The following is a 19,393-nucleotide window of genomic DNA, read 5'->3' as shown; positions in this document are numbered from 1 at the left end:
AAAATTAACAAAACTATGGAATTGAAGAGAGTTGTAGTAACAGGATTTGGTGCAATTACACCAATTGGTAATAATGCTCAAGAGTATTGGGAAAACCTTGTAAAAGGTGTAAGTGGCGCTGCTCCTATCACTCTCTTCGATTCTACTAACTTCAAAACAAAATTTGCTTGTGAGGTTAAAAACTTCAATCCTCTAGATCATTTTGAAAAAAAGGAAGCAAAAAAAATGGACCGAAACACTCAACTCGGTGTGGTGGCAGCTCGTGAAGCTGTTTCACATTCTAGAATTATCGAAGATCAAGTAGATAAAAACAGAGTGGGTGTAATCTGGGGTTCAGGAATTGGAGGTTTAGAAACTTTCGAAACCGAAGTTCTAGGCTGGGCAAAATCTGAAGGAATACCTAGATTTAATCCTTTCTTCATTCCAAAAATGATTGCGGATATTACTCCGGGTCATGTTTCTATGGAATACGGTTTTCATGGACCTAATTATACTACAGTTTCTGCGTGTGCATCTTCTACAAATGCATTGATAGATGCTAAAATGCTTCTCCAATTAGGAAAAGCAGACGTAATTGTATGTGGAGGTTCAGAAGCTGCTGTTACCGCATCTGGAATGGGAGGATTTAATTCTATGATGGCTCTTTCTACAAGAAATGATGATTATAAAACTGCTTCTAGACCATTTGACAAAGACAGAGATGGATTTGTTCTAGGAGAAGGTGCAGGTTGTATCATCCTTGAAGAGTATGAACATGCTAAAAAACGTGGCGCTACCATTTACGCAGAACTTGCAGGTGGTGGTTTAAGTGCAGATGCGTATCATATGACTGCACCTCATCCAGAAGGATTAGGCGCTTATCTAGTGATGAAAAATTGTTTAGAAGACGCTGGTGTAACTCCAGATGAAGTAGACCACATCAATATGCATGGTACCTCTACTCCATTAGGAGATATTGCAGAATCTAATGCAATTGTTAAACTATTAGGCGAGCATGCATTTGATATTCAAATAAACTCTACTAAATCTATGACTGGTCACCTTCTTGGTGCAGCTGGTGTAATAGAAGCTATAGCAGCGTTAGGAACTATTTTACATGGTATTGTTCCTCCTACTATTAACCATTTTACTGATGACGAAAACATTGACAGCAGATTAGATTTTACATTTAACCACGCTGTAAAAAAAGATGTAAAAGTAGCCATGAGTAATACCTTTGGTTTCGGAGGTCACAATGCTTGCGTTCTATTCAAGAAATTATAATGGGCTTAAAAAATTCATTACAAAAATTTCTACTTAAAAGACCTTTCAAAAAAAAGACTGAAAAAGAAAAGCTACTTTCTGCCAGAGTTAGTAAAATAATTGGGCAGAATGTAAAAAATCTTGATTACTATCATGAAGCTTTTTCTCTGAAAATTCCTAATAAAACTATAGGAGCTAAAAACTACGAAAGATTAGAATTTTTAGGAGATGCAGTCTTAGGAAGCATCATTTCTTGCTACCTTTATAAAAATTATCCTGTTGCCAATGAAGGATTTCTTACCCAAATGAAATCAAAAATTGTCAATCGAAAAAACCTTAACTCTCTAGGCGAAAAACTGAAGCTTAGAGATTTTATTCAAAATGGTGGAAATGGTAATTTAGGTGAAAACATTTCGGGGAATCTCTTCGAAGCCTTTATTGGTGCGCTATATTTAGACACCAATTATGAAACTTGCGAAAAAATTGTTTTAGAAAAATTGTTTACCGATAAACATATCGAAAAACTAGAAAACAAAATCGTAAGCTACAAAGGATTATTGCTAGAATGGAGTCAAAAGAAAAAGGTGACAATAAAGTATGATATCACCGAAGAAACTTTGCCCAATAAGAACCTTCTATTTAAGAGTTGTATCTACTTAAATAATGTAAAAATCTCTTCTGCCACAGAAACTTCTAAGAAAAAAGCAGAAGAAAAAGCAGCACAAAGAGCGTTTTACTCCTTAAATAAAAAAGAACACATTGTTGAAAAGCAAAAAAATATTTCTTGACCTAGAAGATGATGAACCAATGGACATTGGTTTACTTAGATTGGCTAAAAAATTACCCGATCACGAAATATTTTTCGAAATTAACAAAATAAATCCCTTCCAATTCGTAAGAACAGACGACTTAAAAATAAAACAGTTTTGTTTTACAAAATTCGAAGGATATCATAAAGAAACTAAAAATTGCTATTCTATAGTATCTAACAAATCAGCACCATTACGAAAAAAAACAGACAACGAACTCTTTGCACAGACTGAAGAAATCAAATTTCTGATGCCCAAAAATAAAGATGTAGACTACATTATTTATGCAAAGGATAGTTTTAAAGATTTTTCACTAATTTTGCTGCCAGAAAACATCATGTTTCAAATACAAGATTTTTCTTTACAACCCAATAGCGAACTATACAAGCTAATTAATTATTATGAATAAGAGAGCGAAAAAAACCAAAGTAATCGCAACATTAGGACCTGCTTCTTCTACGAAAGAAATCATGCTAGAACTGGTAAAAGCTGGAGCCGATGTTTTTAGAATAAATTTTTCTCATGCCGATTACGAACTGGTTAAGAGAAATGTAGACATTATTAGAGAAATCAATCAAGAATACGGTTATAACATCTCTATTTTAGGAGATTTACAAGGTCCTAAATTAAGAGTAGGTGTGGTAAAAGAAGGCTCTTTCCTTAATCCAGGAGACGTACTTACCTTTACCAATGAGCCTTGCGAAGGAGATTCAACCAAAGTATTCATGACTTACGAAAAATTCCCGCAAGACGTAAAAGTTGGCGAAAGAATCCTTATTGACGATGGGAAATTAGTTTTCGAAGTTATCGAAACCAACCAAAAAGATACCGTAAAAGCAAAAACGATTCAAGGTGGACCATTAAGCTCTAAAAAAGGAGTGAATTTACCAAACACCAATGTTTCTCTTCCTGCTTTGACAGAAAAAGACATCGAAGATGCTAAATTCATGATTGAAAATGAATTCGACTGGATTGCACTTTCATTCGTTCGTCATGCTCAAGACATTATTGATTTAAAGAAATTAATTCAAGCGCATTCTGATTTCAAAATTCCAATTATTGCAAAAATTGAAAAACCAGAAGGTGTAAAAAATATTGACGAAATTCTTCTAGAATGTGACGGATTAATGGTTGCACGTGGAGATTTAGGTGTAGAAGTTCCAATGGAAGAAGTTCCTGTCATTCAGAAAAAATTAGTAGACAAAGCCAGATATTACTCTAAACCAGTAATTATCGCTACGCAAATGATGGAAACCATGATCAGTAGCCTTACTCCAACTAGAGCCGAGGTAAATGACGTAGCAAACAACGTATTAGACGGTGCTGATGCGGTGATGCTTTCTGGTGAAACTTCTGTAGGAAAATATCCAGTAGATGTAGTTAAAAACATCACAAAGATCATTAAGAATATAGAATCTACTAATCTTTACGAAAAGAAAAATGATATTATAGAAAAAATAACTTGTGTAGACGATCGTTTCGTAACAGATATGGTTTGTCTAAACGCAGTTAAAATTGCAGAAACTACTGGTGCAGCAGCCATTATTACGCTTACTCACTCTGGTTACACTGCTTTCCAAATTTCTGCACACAGACCTACTTCTAGAATTATCGTTTTCAGTTCAAACAGAAGAGTTCTTACCATGCTGAACCTTTTATGGGGAGTAAGAGCGTTCTACTATGACATGAACAAATCTACAGACGAAACGGTAATCCAAGTGAACATGTTAACACATCATTATGGCTATGTAGAAAAAGGAGATTTCGTAGTAAATCTCAATGCAATGCCAGTTTATGAAGGTGGAAAAACCAATACACTCAGATTAACAAATATATAAAATAAAAGCTCCATAATGGACTGCCCCCAAAAAGTTAGACACTTTTTAGGGGCATTTTTTATGGGGAAAAGTAAATATTCATTAGACTTTAAATTAAAAGCTATAAAGAGATATCACAAAGGGGATATTGGAACAGACGATTTAGGAAAACGCATTGGAGTTTGTGGTTCCTTGGTTCGTAAATGGATAAAATTTTATGAACTTTATGGAGTTTCAGGACTTGTTCGGCTTTCCAATACGCATTACACAAAAGATTTTAAATTAAAGATTTTATCAGTAATTGAGAAAGAGAATTTAAGTTTAAAAGAAGCGTCGAGAAGGTTTAATATTCCTGCGGAGTCCAGTATTCTTAGTTGGCAGCGTAATTACAAAAAAAATGGTATTTTAGGTTTAGAAAACATACCCAGAGGAAGACCTAAAACCATGAGTAATTACACGCGAAAAAAAAAGAAAACAGGCAAACCCTTAACAAGGGAGGAAGAACTGTTGGAGAGGATTTATTATTTAGAAGCCGAGAACGCCATTTTAAAAAAGTTAGACGCCTTAATTCAGGAAAGGAAAAATCCAAAGCCATCGAAGAGTTAAGGCAGGACTTTGATTTAGCAGTACTACTGCATTGTACATCGATGGCAAGAAGCAGTTTTTATTACTATCAAAAACGCTTTCAAATGAAAGATAAATATGCGGAAATAAAAGAAATGATTAAGCAGATTTATCATCGTCACAAAGGAAGGTTGGGCTATAGAAGAATTACTTTGCTTTTGAAAGAAAAAGGAATTTTGATTAATCACAAAACTGTTTTACGACTTATGAAAATATTAGGTTTAAAGAGTATTATCCGAGTGAAGAAATATAAATCTTACAAGGGAGAGCAAGGGAAAATTGCGCCCAATGTTCTACAGAGGAATTTCAAATCGGACACTCCTAATCAGAAATGGGCAACCGATGTTACAGAGTTTAATGTATCGGGTAATAAACTTTATCTATCTCCAATCATCGATTTATTTAATGGTGAAATTGTCAGTTTTGACTTATCTGAAAGACCTGTGTTTAGCCAAATCATCAGAATGCTAAAGAAATCATTCAGAAAAGTAAAATCTACACAAAACATCATTCTACATTCTGATCAAGGTTGGCAATATCAAATGAAACATTACCAAAACTTGTTAAAAGAAAAAGGTATTATTCAAAGTATGTCCCGAAAAGGAAACTGTTTGGACAATGCGGTGATAGAAAACTTTTTTGGAACGATAAAATCAGAAATGTTTTATGCCAGAAAGTTTGGTTCCATTCAGGAACTTAAGATGGAAATAGTGAAGTACATTCACTATTACAACAATGATAGAATAAGACTCAATCTCAAAGGAAAGAGTCCGGTACAGTACCGAACTCTTTCCTTTGAAAATATTGTTTAATTTTGTCTAAACTTTTGGGTGCAGTCTATAATTTTGGAGCTTTTTTATTTTTTTAAATTTCTAAAATTTTCCGATAATGGTTTTGGGAGCGGTAAATTCTTTGAGCGCATACAGAGACAATTCTACTCCATATCCAGAATTCTTTCTTCCGCCAAAAGGCAATCTTACATCTGAACGAAAAATTTGATTAATTGCCACGCCTCCGCTTTCTAAATTCTCTGCGAAAAACAAAGCTCTTTCTTTATTTGAGGTGAAAACGGCGTTTCCTAATCCAAACATGGTATTATTGGCAATTTGTAAAGCTTCTTCATCATTTTTTACTTTAAAAACCATTGCCAATGGACCAAATAATTCTTCCTGAGCAATAGGATTTTCTGGATTCATTTCTAAAATTCCTGGTTTAAAAGCCATATTTCCTACAGATTCTAATGCTACAATAGCTTTCGCTCCGTTGTTAAGCGCTTTTTGATATTGTTTTTCTAAATCTGAAGCCAAATCTTCTCTCGCCATTAATCCTAACTTCGTTTCTTCATTCATAGGATTTTCTGGTTGGTATTTTTGATACTCTTCTGTGAATTTTTCTACAAAATTTTGATATATTTTTTCGTGAATGACAAATCTTTTCCCAGCTACACAAGTTTGACCGTTATTCTGTAATCTTGCTTGTGCTCCTTCTTTTGCTGCTTTAGAAACATCTGCATCTTCACAAACAATAAAAGCATCACTTCCACCTAATTCCAAAACACATTTTTTTAAATTTTTCCCTGCAGTTTCGGCAATTTTTCTTCCTGCAGCTTCACTACCTGTAAGAGAAACGCCTCTAATAATCGGATGAGCAATCATTTCTTCTACTTGCGTGTGAGAAACTTTTAAAAAGGTAAAAATACCTTTTGGAAAACCTGCTTTCTCGAAAATTTCTTGCATGGTTTCACCTGATTTTTCACAAATTGAAGCATGTTTTAGCACGATTACATTTCCTGCTAAAATGGTAGGAACTGCAAATCTAATCGCTTGCCAAAAAGGAAAATTCCATGGCATAACGCCCAAAATAACGCCCAAAGGTTCGTGATGGATTTCGGAAATTTGAAACTCTGTTTCTAATTGTTCCGTTTTCAGTACATTTTCTGCGGCCGCATAATAATCACATAATACTGCACATTTTTCTATTTCTGAAACAGATTGCGAAATCGGTTTATTCATTTCTTTGGTTATAATTTCGCCAAATTCTTGTTTTCTATCATTCAGAATTTCAGATAGTTGAGTGAAATGTTTTTGTCTTTCTTCAAATGGAATTTTTTTCCATTTTTGGAAAGCGTCTTGAGAATTTTGTAATTTATTTTGAAGGAATTGTTCCATAATTTTTGATTAAAAAAGTGTACAAAGATACTGTACCAAAGCCTAAACGTGGTTTTGCCAAAGATAAAAATTTTAAATGCTTATCATTTAAAAAAGTGAAAATAAAACCGAAACCAATTTCTAGCCCTGATTGAGCGATATGTTTGAGCTCTTTTTGTTTTTTTTTAGATATTTCGACTTCACTCAATATGACAAAAAAAACAAAAAAGCGAGTAGCGAAAGCAGGACTGAAAGTGAAAGAAAACAGAAAACGTGTTGCTCCTAAAAATTTTAATTATTGGACAAATCACGATTTGTCCCTACGAAATCATAAACCACTCATTTACCAAACTGGCAGCTAATCTGGCGGTTCTCTCGGCAATGTCAAAATCTGGATTTACCTCCGCAACATCTAGCGCGACCAATTTTTCTGACTTCAAAATATGTCTGTAAAAATGTAGAAAAGTAGCATCTGCAAAGATTCCGTTGTACGCAGCAGCCGAAACTCCGGGCGCAATAGACGCGTTGAAAACATCCATGCAAATGGTGAGATACAATTGGTCTACCGAAAGAATTAGTTCATCTATTTGATGATAGATTTTAGGTAGATTTTCAAAAAAAATTTCGTCTGCCAAAATGTATTTCATCCCGAATTGATGGGCAGTATCAAACAACTTTAATGTATTAGAATTTTTCTGAATCCCGATGTGCAATGAATGAATTTCTCCTTCTTGGGCGATTTGCCAAAAACCCGTTCCAGAGCTTGCTCCTACTCCATTTTCTGGTTCACGGTTATCAAAATGTGCATCGAGATTGATTATGCCAATTTTTTGGTTTGGAAATGCTTTTTTGATGCCAGAATAATGCGCAAAAGTCACTTCATGGCCGCCTCCTAAAACAATTGATTTTCCATTTTTTTGCAGAATTTTAGAAACTTTTTCAGCAAGATTTTCTTGGCTTTTTTCTAAATTTTGGTCTTCGCTAGTGATATTTCCGAAATCTAATAATTTAAAATCTGGAGAAACTACAGGAAAATTGCTCATATTTTTTCGAATGATGTCTGGAGCTTTGGCAGCGCCAATTCTTCCTTTGTTTCTTCTAACGCCTTCATCTACCGCAAAACCATGCAAAACGAAATTATTCGGTGAAATATTTTCATAGTTCTCCACTATTTCTACTCGTTGAAATACTCTGTGATGAAGCGGTGAATCTCCATCGTTACGTCCTTGCCAAATGTTGTCCATGTTTAATTAAATTTTTTCTCCATCAATATATACTTCACTTGCCACCAAACTTCCTTGATTGTATAAAATATTTTGAAAATTGTCAGTTTCAAAAACTACAAAATCTGCCTTCATTCCTTTTTTCAGAATTCCTCTATCAGTCAAATTTAATGCTTTTGCCGCACGGAATGTAATTCCAGCTAAAACTTCGGCAGTGCTTAACTTCTGAAAAGTGGCTAAAATGGAAGCTTGGGTAATGAGATTTCCCATTGGTGCTGAACCGGGATTCCAATCACTTGCAATAGCGAGAATTCCGTTTTTATCTAAAATTTTTCTCGCTGGGGTAAAAGGTTCTCCCAAACCTAAACTCGCACCAGGAAGTGCCACTGCAACGGATTCTGAATTGGCTAAATATTGTATATCTTCATCAATTGTCGCTTCTAAATGGTCTGCTGAAACAGCACCAACTTCCACTGCAATTCTAGAACTTCCCGCTGTAAATTGGTCTGCATGAACGGTGATTTCAAAACCTAATTCTTTTGCTTTTTCTAAAAATTTTCGGCTTTCTTCTGGTTGAAATGCGGATTTTTCGATGAAAATATCTACTCTTTTCGCTAAATTTTCTTCTTTTACTTTTGGTAGAATTTCATCAACAATATATTGTAAGTATTCTTCATTACTCCCTTCAAAATCTCTTGGTTTTAAATGCGCAGAAAGACAAGTTGGGATTAAAGTTGCTTTGGTTTTAGTTTGTGCTTGTTGAATCACGCGAAGCATTTTCAGTTCACTTTCTACATTCAATCCGTAACCAGATTTGATTTCAATAGTCGTAATTCCCAGTGAAATTAAGCGATTGATTCTTTCTAATAGTTTTTCTAAAAGTTCGTCTTCGGAAGCATTTCTGGTATGCTTAACCGAACTCCAAATTCCACCACCTTTTTCTGCAATTTCTAGATAAGTTTTCCCTGCATTGCGCATGGCAAAATCATTGGCTCTGTTTCCTCCAAAACAAATATGCGTGTGACAATCTATGAATGCGGGAAGAAGGATTTGAGGTTCGAGGTTCGAGGTTCGAGGTTCGAGTTCAGCGTTTGGGAAGTCAGATTTCAATTTTTCAAAATCACCAATTGCTTCAATTAAATTTTCGTTGTTAATTAAAATTCCGCCGTTTTCGATAATTTCTAATTGTTCATCAGAGAGTTTTCCTCGAAGTGGAAGATTATTGAGTGTAAGAATTTGTTTGAAAGGACCTATGAGTTTCATAATTGTAAAAATAAACAATTTGTTCTTTTGTCTTGATACAAAAGAACCAAAAATTGCCTCCTTTATGTCGGCGAATACTATTTCAAGACTTGAATCCTCGGCTAAAAATTTCAAAATAATTCTAAAATCCCTGAAACTCGCTCCACCACATTCCCAACAATGCTCAAACAGCAGGAATTTTTTAACGAATTATTTCAAAATTTTCTTAACGCCTCCGAATTCTATGTCGTAAATTGAGCAAAAAACAATAAATTTGAAGATATAATTTTCACTGATGCCAGATTTTTTACACGCAGATAAAGAAAATTTCTCTGATGAGGAATTAATGCAGGAAGAACAGATTCGTCCACAAAGTTTTAAGGATTTTGCGGGACAAAGAAAAACGTTGGATAATTTAGAGGTTTTCGTGGCGGCTGCTAAAAATAGAGGTGGCGCTTTAGACCACGTGCTTTTACACGGGCCTCCAGGTTTGGGAAAAACAACTTTGGCGCATATTATTGCCAATGAACTAGGCGTAAATTGTAAAATTACTTCGGGACCAGTTTTAGATAAACCCGGAAGTTTGGCTGGACTTTTAACGAATTTGGAAGAAAACGACGTGCTTTTCATTGATGAAATTCACCGACTTTCGCCTGTGGTGGAAGAATATTTGTATTCTGCCATGGAAGATTATAAAATCGACATTATGCTGGAAACAGGTCCAAATGCACGTTCTGTACAAATTGGCTTGAATCCTTTTACTTTAGTTGGCGCCACTACGCGTTCTGGAATGCTCACAAAACCAATGTTGGCAAGATTTGGGATTCAATCTCGATTAGAATATTATACGGTAGAACTTTTGGGAATGATTATCGAGAGAAGTGCAAGAGTTTTAGGCGTTCCCATTTATGAAGATGCAGCACTAGAAATTGCGAGAAGAAGCAGAGGAACTCCGAGAATTGCCAATGCACTATTGCGCAGAGTTCGAGATTTTGCAGAAATTAAAGGAAACGGCGAAATTGAAATTGAAATTACCAAGTTTGCTCTCAATTCTCTGAATGTAGATGAATATGGATTGGATGATATGGACAATAAAATTATGCGCGTAATGATAGAAAATTTCAAAGGGAAACCCGTTGGGATTTCTGCTTTGGCAACTTCTATTGGCGAAAATCCAGAAACTTTGGAAGAAGTTTACGAACCGTTTTTGATTCAGGAAGGTTTTATCATCAGAACTCCAAGAGGAAGAGAAGTTACAGAAAAAGCTTACAAACATTTAGGAATTTCGAGGCCGAAAAACCCAGGAGAACTTTTTTAGGTTGAGGCAAAGAGTTAGGTTAAGAAAATGAAAAATATAAACTATCAGAAAATTAATTAAATTAGTAAAAATCACACTTTATATGAAACTTTACCCTATACAATGCGGAAATTTTAAATTAGACGGCGGTGCTATGTTTGGCGTCGTCCCGAAATCTCTTTGGGAACGTACCAATCCTGCAGATTCTAAAAATTTAATTGAACTGGGAACTCGTTCTCTTTTGGTGGAAGATGGCAAAAAACTCATCTTAATAGACTGTGGTTTAGGAAATAAGCAAGATGAGAAGTTTTTCGGACATTATTCGCTTTATGGAGACGAATCTTTAGACAAAAATTTAAAAAAATTCGGGTTTGTAAGAGAAGATATTACCGATGTTTTTTTGACGCACCTTCACTTTGACCATTGTGGTGGCGCCATTGAATGGAATGATGATAAATCTGGTTATAGACCAGCTTTTAAGAACGCACAGTTTTGGACGAACGAAAATCATTGGCAATGGGCAACTGAACCTAATCCTCGTGAAAAAGCAAGTTTCTTGAAGGAAAACATTTTGCCGATGCAAGAAAGCGGACAATTGCAATTCCTGCCTACTCCAAAAACTGGAAATTATGGTTTTGCACCAGATTTGAAAATGGATGTTATTTTTGTAGACGGACATACAGAAAAACAAATGCTTCCTGTAATTCAATATCAAGAAAAAACGATTGTTTTTGCAGCAGATTTAATTCCAACAGCGGGTCACATTCCGCAAGTTTACGTGATGGGATATGACACGAGACCGCTTCTTACCATGGAAGAAAAAGGAAAATTTTTGAAGCAATGTGTAGAGAATGAATATTTACTGTTCTTCGAACACGATGCTCATCATGAATTGGCCAGTCTGAAAATGACTGAAAAAGGCGTGAAGCTAGATGAAACGTTCAGTTTTAACGAAGTTTTTGGGTATTAATTTGCGGCAAGTTAGAAGATGGAAGCTGGAAGTTTACATACTGCAAAAAAAATTATTGGAATTACGGGCGGAATAGGAAGTGGAAAATCAACAGTTTCTAAATTTATAGAAGAGTTGGGATTTCCCGTTTATGATTCTGATTTTTGGGCAAAAGAATTGGTGAATATAGACGAAAATCTAAAGTCTAGAATTATAGAACTTCTTGGCGAAGAATCTTATGACGAAAACGGAAAATACAACCGGAAATTTGTTGCTGAAAAAGTTTTTGACCATCAAGAATTGCTTTTACAACTCAACCAAATCATTCACCCTGCGGTGAAAATTCATTTTGAAAATTGGGTAAATGCTCAAACCGCAGAATTTGTCTTCAAAGAAACGGCTTTGCTTTTTGAATTAAAATTGAATGAAAGTTGTTATCAATCAATTTTGGTTACTGCTGATGAAAACATCAGAATAAAAAGAGTGATGGATAGAGATGGCAGAACATACCGAGAAGTAAAAGAAATCATCGATAAACAAATGCCTGAAGTTGACAAAGTGAAATTAGCGGATTTTGTGATTCAAAATAATACTGATTTAGAGTCTTTAAAGGAATTTACTCATCAAGTTACAGACGAGTTACAACGAATGGATTTGTAAATTATAATTTAAAAAAATAAGAAAACCTTGAGATGAATGGACTGCCCCCAAAAAGTTAGACACTTTTTAGGGGCATTTTTTATGGGGAAAAGTAAATATTCATTAGACTTTAAATTAAAAGCTATAAAGAGATATCACAAAGGGGATATTGGAACAGACGATTTAGGAAAACGCATTGGAGTTTGTGGTTCCTTGGTTCGTAAATGGATAAAATTTTATGAACTTTATGGAGTTTCAGGACTTGTTCGGCTTTCCAATACGCATTACACAAAAGATTTTAAATTAAAGATTTTATCAGTAATTGAGAAAGAGAATTTAAGTTTAAAAGAAGCGTCGAGAAGGTTTAATATTCCTGCGGAGTCCAGTATTCTTAGTTGGCAGCGTAATTACAAAAAAAATGGTATTTTAGGTTTAGAAAACATACCCAGAGGAAGACCTAAAACCATGAGTAATTACACGCGAAAAAAAAAGAAAACAGGCAAACCCTTAACAAGGGAGGAAGAACTGTTGGAGAGGATTTATTATTTAGAAGCCGAGAACGCCATTTTAAAAAAGTTAGACGCCTTAATTCAGGAAAGGAAAAATCCAAAGCCATCGAAGAGTTAAGGCAGGACTTTGATTTAGCAGTACTACTGCATTGTACATCGATGGCAAGAAGCAGTTTTTATTACTATCAAAAACGCTTTCAAATGAAAGATAAATATGCGGAAATAAAAGAAATGATTAAGCAGATTTATCATCGTCACAAAGGAAGGTTGGGCTATAGAAGAATTACTTTGCTTTTGAAAGAAAAAGGAATTTTGATTAATCACAAAACTGTTTTACGACTTATGAAAATATTAGGTTTAAAGAGTATTATCCGAGTGAAGAAATATAAATCTTACAAGGGAGAGCAAGGGAAAATTGCGCCCAATGTTCTACAGAGGAATTTCAAATCGGACACTCCTAATCAGAAATGGGCAACCGATGTTACAGAGTTTAATGTATCGGGTAATAAACTTTATCTATCTCCAATCATCGATTTATTTAATGGTGAAATTGTCAGTTTTGACTTATCTGAAAGACCTGTGTTTAGCCAAATCATCAGAATGCTAAAGAAATCATTCAGAAAAGTAAAATCTACACAAAACATCATTCTACATTCTGATCAAGGTTGGCAATATCAAATGAAACATTACCAAAACTTGTTAAAAGAAAAAGGTATTATTCAAAGTATGTCCCGAAAAGGAAACTGTTTGGACAATGCGGTGATAGAAAACTTTTTTGGAACGATAAAATCAGAAATGTTTTATGCCAGAAAGTTTGGTTCCATTCAGGAACTTAAGATGGAAATAGTGAAGTACATTCACTATTACAACAATGATAGAATAAGACTCAATCTCAAAGGAAAGAGTCCGGTACAGTACCGAACTCTTTCCTTTGAAAATATTGTTTAATTTTGTCTAAACTTTTGGGTGCAGTCTAGAACTCAAGGTTTTCTTATTTATATCCTACAAGGTTATTTTTTGATAAATTTCATTTTAGAAGTTGCTCCTTTTTCAGAAATCTCAATGAAATACACTCCTTTTGCAAGGGACGAAACATTGACTTTATTATTGGTCACTTTTCCTTTTGAAATAAATTGACCTGCAACGTTATAGATGGTAAAAGTAGCATTATTAGATACTTTAGTAATATTTAAAACATCAACCGCTGGATTAGGGAAAATATTTACTCCAAGTTTATTATTCTCTTGGGTAGATAAAGTTCCCAAAATAAATGGATATATTTCTTTGTCTTTATTAAACGTATTTTGATTAACCATAACTACACCTGAATCAGTTGTAAGTTTATAATATCCATTACCATAATCACAGCAAAAACCATCTCCATAGGTATCATAAATTTTAAAAGTATAGCAAGAATTATTAGGTAAGTTGAAAGTAAATTTTTTAACTGCTGGATTTTCTATATCCTCATAAGAGTCACCAGAATAAAGCACTATGCCTTCACTATTTACTATTTCCCAAGAAGTTTCTGAACCATAATCATCTAATTGTAATTCTAATTTCACGGTAGAAGAAGCAAAGTTCTGAGCCGCTAAAAACTCATAACTAAAAGAATCTGCATTGTTAGTATTTCTAGCATCTACATCACCGTTCACAGAAGAAACACCAATTGTGACATTATTAGATAATGATGTTCCTAATAAAGTTATTGGCACTAAAGTTTCTTTATTAGGAGCTAAATTACCAGACCAACTTTGATTGTAATTAGTACCTGCATCATTGATTGAGATTATTGCAGTATTTAAATTAGAGGTTCCTCTATTAATTAACCTTACATTTGCTGTAGCTTTTTTACAAGTTGTAGATGCTTCTACATTTACATTACTAAATTTTAATTCTGCATCATTAGCATACAATGTAACAGGTGTTAATGCATCAGAAGTTAATAATTCTTTTCTTCTTGGTGAATTAGCTAAAACGGCATTAAATCTATCAACTTGGTTAATTGTGAAAATATTCATACATGTATCACTTGTATAATCCATGTAATTTTCGAACATTTCGTCTGCTGTAGGAGGCGAGCAAGTATTTACTTTAGGATGTGTAAAACATCCATAGTTCTCAGTCTTATGAATTGGAGTATCTGCTACGTAATCTGTACCGCAATCTTCATCTCCCCAAATGTGACGTAATCCTAACCAGTGACCTACTTCATGAGTTACAGTTCTTCCATAACCATAGGTAGAATCTAAATTAAAACTCCCATCATCATAATCTAAATTCCCGAAAAATTGATAACCAATAATTACACCATCTGTAGTGGCAGTAAAAGGAGGATAATCTATCCCACTTAAAGTAGTCGCTTCAGGAAACTGAGCATAACCTAAAACACCATCTAAATCTCCACCAAAATTAACTACCCAAATATTTAAATATTTTGTAGGATCCCAAATGGTATTCGGTTTTAATTCAGTTTCTACAGCATTTTCATCCCAGTAATCGTTATCAATAGTAATTCTATCAATACCATTTGTAGGATTTCCATTAGGATCTCTTACTGCTAAAGCAAATTCTATATTAGCATCTGCACCTACTGGATTGGTATTAAAACCTCTTGTTCCAGATTTTTTTCTGTAATCATTATTAAGTGTCGTAATTTGGGAGATAACTTGCGTATCACTTATGTTTGTTCCTGTACCTACTTCCTCACCTTTGTTGACTACATGAACAACTACTGGTATTGTTCTTACTGCGGTAATTCTTTGATTAAAGGTTTTTTGTTTTGAAATTTTGGTAGCAATCCAATTTTCAAAAACGTCTGTACTAGCTCTTCTATTGTTTTTTTTCTGTATACTTTTTTCGTATTCAGTAGAATAACATCTTATATATCCGTTGGGAGATTTGCTAAGTATTTTACTTGTTTTTTTTGTCTGAGCCGAGATATTTATTGATAATAATCCAGCCATTAGAAAGAATAGAATTTTCTTCATCTACATAAATTTTAATTATTTTTTTAATTTTAAAGGGTATCAAAGTTATACACTTTTATTCAATTATTTAAAATAAATTACATTTTTTTTAAAAAAAAGTAACATTTTTACAATCTCAATAAAAACTTGCTAAAATTGATACGCTAAATTCCAACTAAAACCTACATTAAACTTAGTAGAACTTTTGCCAAATCCAGGTACAATCATGGGTTTCATTTCTTCTTGTTTGGTAGAAAAAAATAAAAATCTTGGTTGAGCATTCACATCTACATATAAATTAGACTTAAATAGCTGAACTCTAGCTCCAGCAAAACCTTCTAACCAATAGGCAGACTGATTCACTGATGGAAAGGCAAGATATTGGTCGCTGCCACCAAAACCACGAATGGGAACTTTTTTGTACTCTTGATTGTAAAAACTTGCTGCCATTTTTGCTCCTGCATAAAAACCATTATTAGGATTTTCGGTATCCATAGAAAGCATATAATAGCCTCCTAATTTTCCGAAAATTCCGTTTGCACTAGCATCATAACCGTTTTTCTGATAAATATTTTTTTCAAAACCTACATCTAAAACGGCATGAAGATTTTTCTTAATCTCAGAAGAAACATATCCTTGAAATAATTTTCTATCACTAAAAGCAGATAATCCAGCATTCAGCACATCTACTCCTACTGTAAAATTGGGTTTATATTGATATTTGGTTTTTACTGAATCTTTCTCTTGAGAAAAACCCAAACAAAAACTAAAAAACAAGATAAAGGTGAGCTTTGTTTTCATTGATAATTTGATTTTGATTGAGTTCTACTTTAGTGACTGGATTGGCAGTTTCTAGAGTTCCAGTAAGGTTTTGGTAAAGTCTTTTGAAACCACAAGCTGGCGAAACATACTCAGAAGTGGTATTATAATTCAGTTTTATTTTAGAAACGTTACCTTTTTTAGTTTTTCTCACATATAATTCTGTAAAACCTGCATCATCTACTCGAATTGGAATCAATGCAGAATCTACTTTAGCAGCTCTTACAACTGTTAAAATATTATTATTACCATAATCTACATCTAAATAAAGCGAATCTAAAGTCAGCACTTTATTATCTGCACTTTTAAATTTAATTTTTAGTCGAGGTGTAGCTTCTCCACTTACGCAAACATCGTCATCGTTTTCGCAAGAAGTGAGCAAAAACCCTAAAATCAAAAAGGGAAAGATTAATTTTTTCATTTTTTTACGAGGAAATAATATTCTGAAAACGCCTATTCAACTTGAAAGTCGGTTTCAGATATTTAACTTACTATTTTGATTTTTCTTATTTCAAATTTCTAGAAAAATCTCTTTTATAAAACAAAGTTCACCATTTTCTGGAAATGATGAACTTTATTTTTGAATTATTTTACTTCTAAAGCTTTATCTATCCTGTAAACCAAATCTTCTAAATGATATTTGGTCACTGCATCTTGTGCATTTTGTGCATTTTTAGAAGCATCTGCTTTTATTTCTCTTAGAACTCCTCTGGTTAATGATTTCACATCAGAATTATCAGAAACATTTTCAGCATTTCTACCCGTACTTGGTTTACTTGCTTGAGTTCTCGCAATTAAAGTTTCTACAAAATTTTTCTGTAAATTTCTTCTGTAAATATCAATTTTAGAAGAAGATTTCAACTCAGAAAATACACTATTTTTAATATCTTGAAGATAATCATACACAGCGTAAGCATTAGCATCTAAAGATTCTCCTTCGTATAGTTTATTCAAAACACCTTCGCTTAAAACTCTATTGAGCACTGTTTTTTGAAGATTTTCTACCACTTCTACAGGCGATTTATCTATTTTGGTTAAAACAGAAGTTTTCAACAACCAATTTGGAGTGGTAAATACATTTTCTGATAAAAATTTCAAAGCTTCTTTTTGCTCTGATTTAGAAACCAATTCATAAATAGCTCCTTTTTGTTCTACCATTTTCGGCGTTTCTTTTACGCCACCGATGTATTTAGAAACATGACCTAAATATCGAGCAAACTGACCAGAAACTTGAGTAAATCTATTATTAAGACTGCTGTAATCTTCATTTGGTTTTGTACTCCACGCTTCTATGTTTTCCATGATTCGCTGAAGATTTTTCACTCCGTATTTTCCAGCAATCATAGGATTATCTCCTACTTGTTCGCTCTGCGAACGCGGATCATAAGGATTGGTTTCTGTACCAAACCAAAGTCTTGGATTCTGTAATTTTTCCATCACCCATTTATTAAGATGAGCTTTTTCTTTTTCTGGAGAATTATAGTTGTAAAATCTTCTGTAACCCCATTCTATTGCCCAATCATCATAATCACCAATTCTTGGCATTAATCCAGCTTCTCCTACATTATCTTCTGGTTGTGCAACGTAGTTAAATCTCGCATAATCCATGATTGAAGGAGTGTGTCCATTGGCTTTTAACCAAGCTTTATTTCTAAGATTTTCTACAGGAACAGTAGAACTAGACCCGAAATTATGTCTCAAACCAAGGGTATGACCTACTTCGTGTGAAGAAACAAATCTGATTAATTGCCCCATTAATTCATCATCAAAATCTACTTTTCTAGCTCTAGGATCATTCGGTGAAGCTTGTACGAAATACCAATCGTTCAACAATTTCATCACATTATGATACCAATTGATGTGACTTTCTAAAATCTCACCAGTTCTAGGATCTGCAATTGAAGGACCAGAAGCATTAGGAACATCTGAAGGTTTATAAACGATAGCCGAGAATCTTGCATCTTCTAAACTCCATTCTGGATCTTCTTTAGCATTCGGAACTTTTGCATAAATAGCGTTTTTGAAACCTGCTTTTTCAAAAGATTTTTGCCAATCATTTACTCCTTGAATTAAATATGGAATCCATTTTTTTGGAGTTAATGGGTCTATGTAAAAAACTATTGGTTTTTCTGGCTCTACCAATTCTCCTCTTTTATATTTTTCTAAATCTTTTGCTTTGGGTTCCAGTCTCCATCTTTTTACTAGAGAAACTCTTTCTACGCCTTGAGGATTTTCATCAAAATCGGTATAACCTACTGTAAAATAACCTACTCTAGGATCGAAATACCTTGCCTGCATTTTATTTTCTGGCAAAAGAATAATAGAAGAATTGACTTCTACAGTATAATTTCCGCTCACTTCAGGTTTTGGAGCACCTGGAATTGGCGAAGCTTCTCCTGCACTTCTGTTGTAGGTTTTAGTCGTATTAATTTCAATATTGGCTGGGAAAGATTTCACGAAATTGACAAAAGATTTATCTTTTTGAAAAGCGCCTACTCTAAATCCTTTCTTGAAACGAGTGTCAAAAGAAACCACATCATTATCAGCATTGATAAAATCTGTAACATCTATCACGGTAGAGTTTTTTTCTTTACCGAAAGCTTTAATGTCAAAAGCTTGTTCAATAGAATTTACGTTGTTTCTCATCACTGTTTTATACATTGCAGAGGTAGAATCTTTAGCATAATCTACGTAAGAAATAGAACGTAAAAACACTTTATCATTTGGTCCTTTCTCGAAACTGATAACGTTTTGACTGATTTGATCTCCTGCATAACCTACTGTTCCCATTCTCATTTCGGCACCGGCTTTGGTCAATCTGGTGACTACCAAAAATTCTTTTTTTAGTGCTTTATCCGGAATTTCGAAATAATATTTGTCTTCTACCTTGTGAACGGTAATAATTCCTTCATCGCTAACTGCTTTGCTGGTAATTACTTTCTCGAAAGGTTGAATTTTTTCTGGTTTTTTGTCTTTTGGTTTTGCAGTGTTTACGGTGTCTTTTTTAGCTTTTACATCTACTTTTACACTGTCTTTCTGTTGAGAAAATGCGCTCGCTGACATCATTAATGACAATGCGCAAAACAAATTCAGTACATTTTTCATTC

General features: G+C 33.9%; 17 protein-coding genes. 9 read left to right on the top strand and 8 right to left on the bottom strand.

Annotated elements, in window-relative coordinates; translation table 11 throughout:
- Positions 1–15: 15 nt before the first annotated feature.
- The 5 genes from fabF to KKQ79_RS13455 all read left to right on the top strand — a co-directional run bounded on the left by fabF (position 16) and on the right by KKQ79_RS13455 (position 5,304).
- Positions 16–1,263 (top strand): beta-ketoacyl-ACP synthase II, encoded by a 1,248-nt coding sequence (gene fabF, locus KKQ79_RS13475; RefSeq protein WP_213190579.1) that lies wholly within the window; start codon positions 16–18, stop codon positions 1,261–1,263.
- Complete coding sequence (rnc, locus tag KKQ79_RS13470; RefSeq protein ID WP_213190578.1) at positions 1,263–2,030, top strand: ribonuclease III; 768 nt, start codon at positions 1,263–1,265, stop codon at positions 2,028–2,030. Before fabF ends, rnc begins: the two co-directional genes overlap by 1 nt.
- Complete coding sequence (locus tag KKQ79_RS13465; protein ID WP_069800815.1) at positions 2,005–2,460, top strand: IPExxxVDY family protein; 456 nt, start codon at positions 2,005–2,007, stop codon at positions 2,458–2,460. Before rnc ends, KKQ79_RS13465 begins: the two co-directional genes overlap by 26 nt.
- The gene (gene pyk, locus KKQ79_RS13460) at positions 2,453–3,889 is read left to right on the top strand and encodes a pyruvate kinase (protein WP_213190577.1); all 1,437 of its coding nucleotides are present in this window, start codon (positions 2,453–2,455) and stop codon (positions 3,887–3,889) included. Before KKQ79_RS13465 ends, pyk begins: the two co-directional genes overlap by 8 nt.
- 60 nt (positions 3,890–3,949) lie before the next feature.
- Positions 3,950–5,304, top strand: a protein-coding gene (locus KKQ79_RS13455) for an IS3 family transposase (protein WP_213190656.1) whose coding sequence is annotated in 2 segments (ribosomal slippage) — positions 3,950–4,424 and positions 4,424–5,304 — 1,356 coding nt in all. Because the reading frame shifts where the segments join, the coding sequence is not laid out codon by codon here.
- 60 nt (positions 5,305–5,364) lie between these two features.
- On the opposite strand, the gene KKQ79_RS13450 is transcribed toward KKQ79_RS13455, so the two are convergent.
- From KKQ79_RS13450 to hutI, 4 genes are all read right to left on the bottom strand, one after another.
- The gene (locus KKQ79_RS13450; protein ID WP_213190576.1) at positions 5,365–6,660 is read right to left on the bottom strand and encodes an NAD-dependent succinate-semialdehyde dehydrogenase; all 1,296 of its coding nucleotides are present in this window, start codon (positions 6,658–6,660) and stop codon (positions 5,365–5,367) included.
- Complete coding sequence (locus KKQ79_RS13445; RefSeq protein ID WP_213190575.1) at positions 6,638–6,847, bottom strand: hypothetical protein; 210 nt, start codon at positions 6,845–6,847, stop codon at positions 6,638–6,640. Before KKQ79_RS13445 ends, KKQ79_RS13450 begins: the two co-directional genes overlap by 23 nt.
- A gap of 112 nt (positions 6,848–6,959) precedes the next feature.
- The gene (hutG, locus tag KKQ79_RS13440; RefSeq protein ID WP_213190574.1) at positions 6,960–7,883 is read right to left on the bottom strand and encodes a formimidoylglutamase; all 924 of its coding nucleotides are present in this window, start codon (positions 7,881–7,883) and stop codon (positions 6,960–6,962) included.
- A gap of 6 nt (positions 7,884–7,889) precedes the next feature.
- Positions 7,890–9,125 carry an imidazolonepropionase gene (gene hutI / locus KKQ79_RS13435; RefSeq protein WP_213190573.1) on the bottom strand — a complete coding sequence of 412 codons (1,236 nt, stop codon included), beginning with the start codon at positions 9,123–9,125 and terminating at the stop codon, positions 7,890–7,892.
- Positions 9,126–9,399: 274 nt separating this feature from the next.
- On the opposite strand from hutI, the gene ruvB reads away from it, so the two are divergent.
- From ruvB to KKQ79_RS13415, 4 genes are all read left to right on the top strand, one after another.
- On the top strand, positions 9,400–10,422 hold the full coding sequence (gene ruvB / locus KKQ79_RS13430; RefSeq protein WP_213190572.1) for a Holliday junction branch migration DNA helicase RuvB: 1,023 nt from the start codon (positions 9,400–9,402) through the stop codon (positions 10,420–10,422).
- A gap of 82 nt (positions 10,423–10,504) precedes the next feature.
- Positions 10,505–11,371: an MBL fold metallo-hydrolase gene (locus tag KKQ79_RS13425; protein WP_213190571.1), complete on the top strand. Its 867-nt coding sequence runs from the start codon at positions 10,505–10,507 to the stop codon at positions 11,369–11,371.
- 18 nt (positions 11,372–11,389) lie between these two features.
- Complete coding sequence (coaE, locus tag KKQ79_RS13420; protein WP_213190570.1) at positions 11,390–12,010, top strand: dephospho-CoA kinase; 621 nt, start codon at positions 11,390–11,392, stop codon at positions 12,008–12,010.
- An 81-nt stretch (positions 12,011–12,091) separates the two neighbouring features.
- Positions 12,092–13,446, top strand: a protein-coding gene (locus KKQ79_RS13415) for an IS3 family transposase (RefSeq protein ID WP_213190656.1) whose coding sequence is annotated in 2 segments (ribosomal slippage) — positions 12,092–12,566 and positions 12,566–13,446 — 1,356 coding nt in all. Because the reading frame shifts where the segments join, the coding sequence is not laid out codon by codon here.
- A 62-nt stretch (positions 13,447–13,508) separates the two neighbouring features.
- Here the strand turns inward: KKQ79_RS13415 and KKQ79_RS13410 are convergent.
- The 4 genes from KKQ79_RS13410 to KKQ79_RS13395 form a co-directional block, all read right to left on the bottom strand.
- On the bottom strand, positions 13,509–15,488 hold the full coding sequence (locus KKQ79_RS13410; RefSeq protein ID WP_213190569.1) for a T9SS type A sorting domain-containing protein: 1,980 nt from the start codon (positions 15,486–15,488) through the stop codon (positions 13,509–13,511).
- A gap of 129 nt (positions 15,489–15,617) precedes the next feature.
- On the bottom strand, positions 15,618–16,268 hold the full coding sequence (locus KKQ79_RS13405) for a DUF6048 family protein (RefSeq protein WP_213190568.1): 651 nt from the start codon (positions 16,266–16,268) through the stop codon (positions 15,618–15,620).
- Complete coding sequence (locus KKQ79_RS13400) at positions 16,234–16,707, bottom strand: DUF6452 family protein (RefSeq protein WP_213190567.1); 474 nt, start codon at positions 16,705–16,707, stop codon at positions 16,234–16,236. Before KKQ79_RS13400 ends, KKQ79_RS13405 begins: the two co-directional genes overlap by 35 nt.
- Positions 16,708–16,871: 164 nt before the next feature.
- Positions 16,872–19,352 (bottom strand): zinc-dependent metalloprotease, encoded by a 2,481-nt coding sequence (locus KKQ79_RS13395; RefSeq protein WP_213190566.1) that lies wholly within the window; start codon positions 19,350–19,352, stop codon positions 16,872–16,874.
- Positions 19,353–19,393: the final 41 nt, after the last annotated feature.

It is taken from the genome of Cloacibacterium caeni (assembly GCF_907163125.1).
Taxonomy (GTDB): domain Bacteria; phylum Bacteroidota; class Bacteroidia; order Flavobacteriales; family Weeksellaceae; genus Cloacibacterium; species Cloacibacterium caeni_B.
Note: the sequence above shows the minus strand (reverse complement) of the source record. Positions and strands in the feature narration are given on the sequence as shown.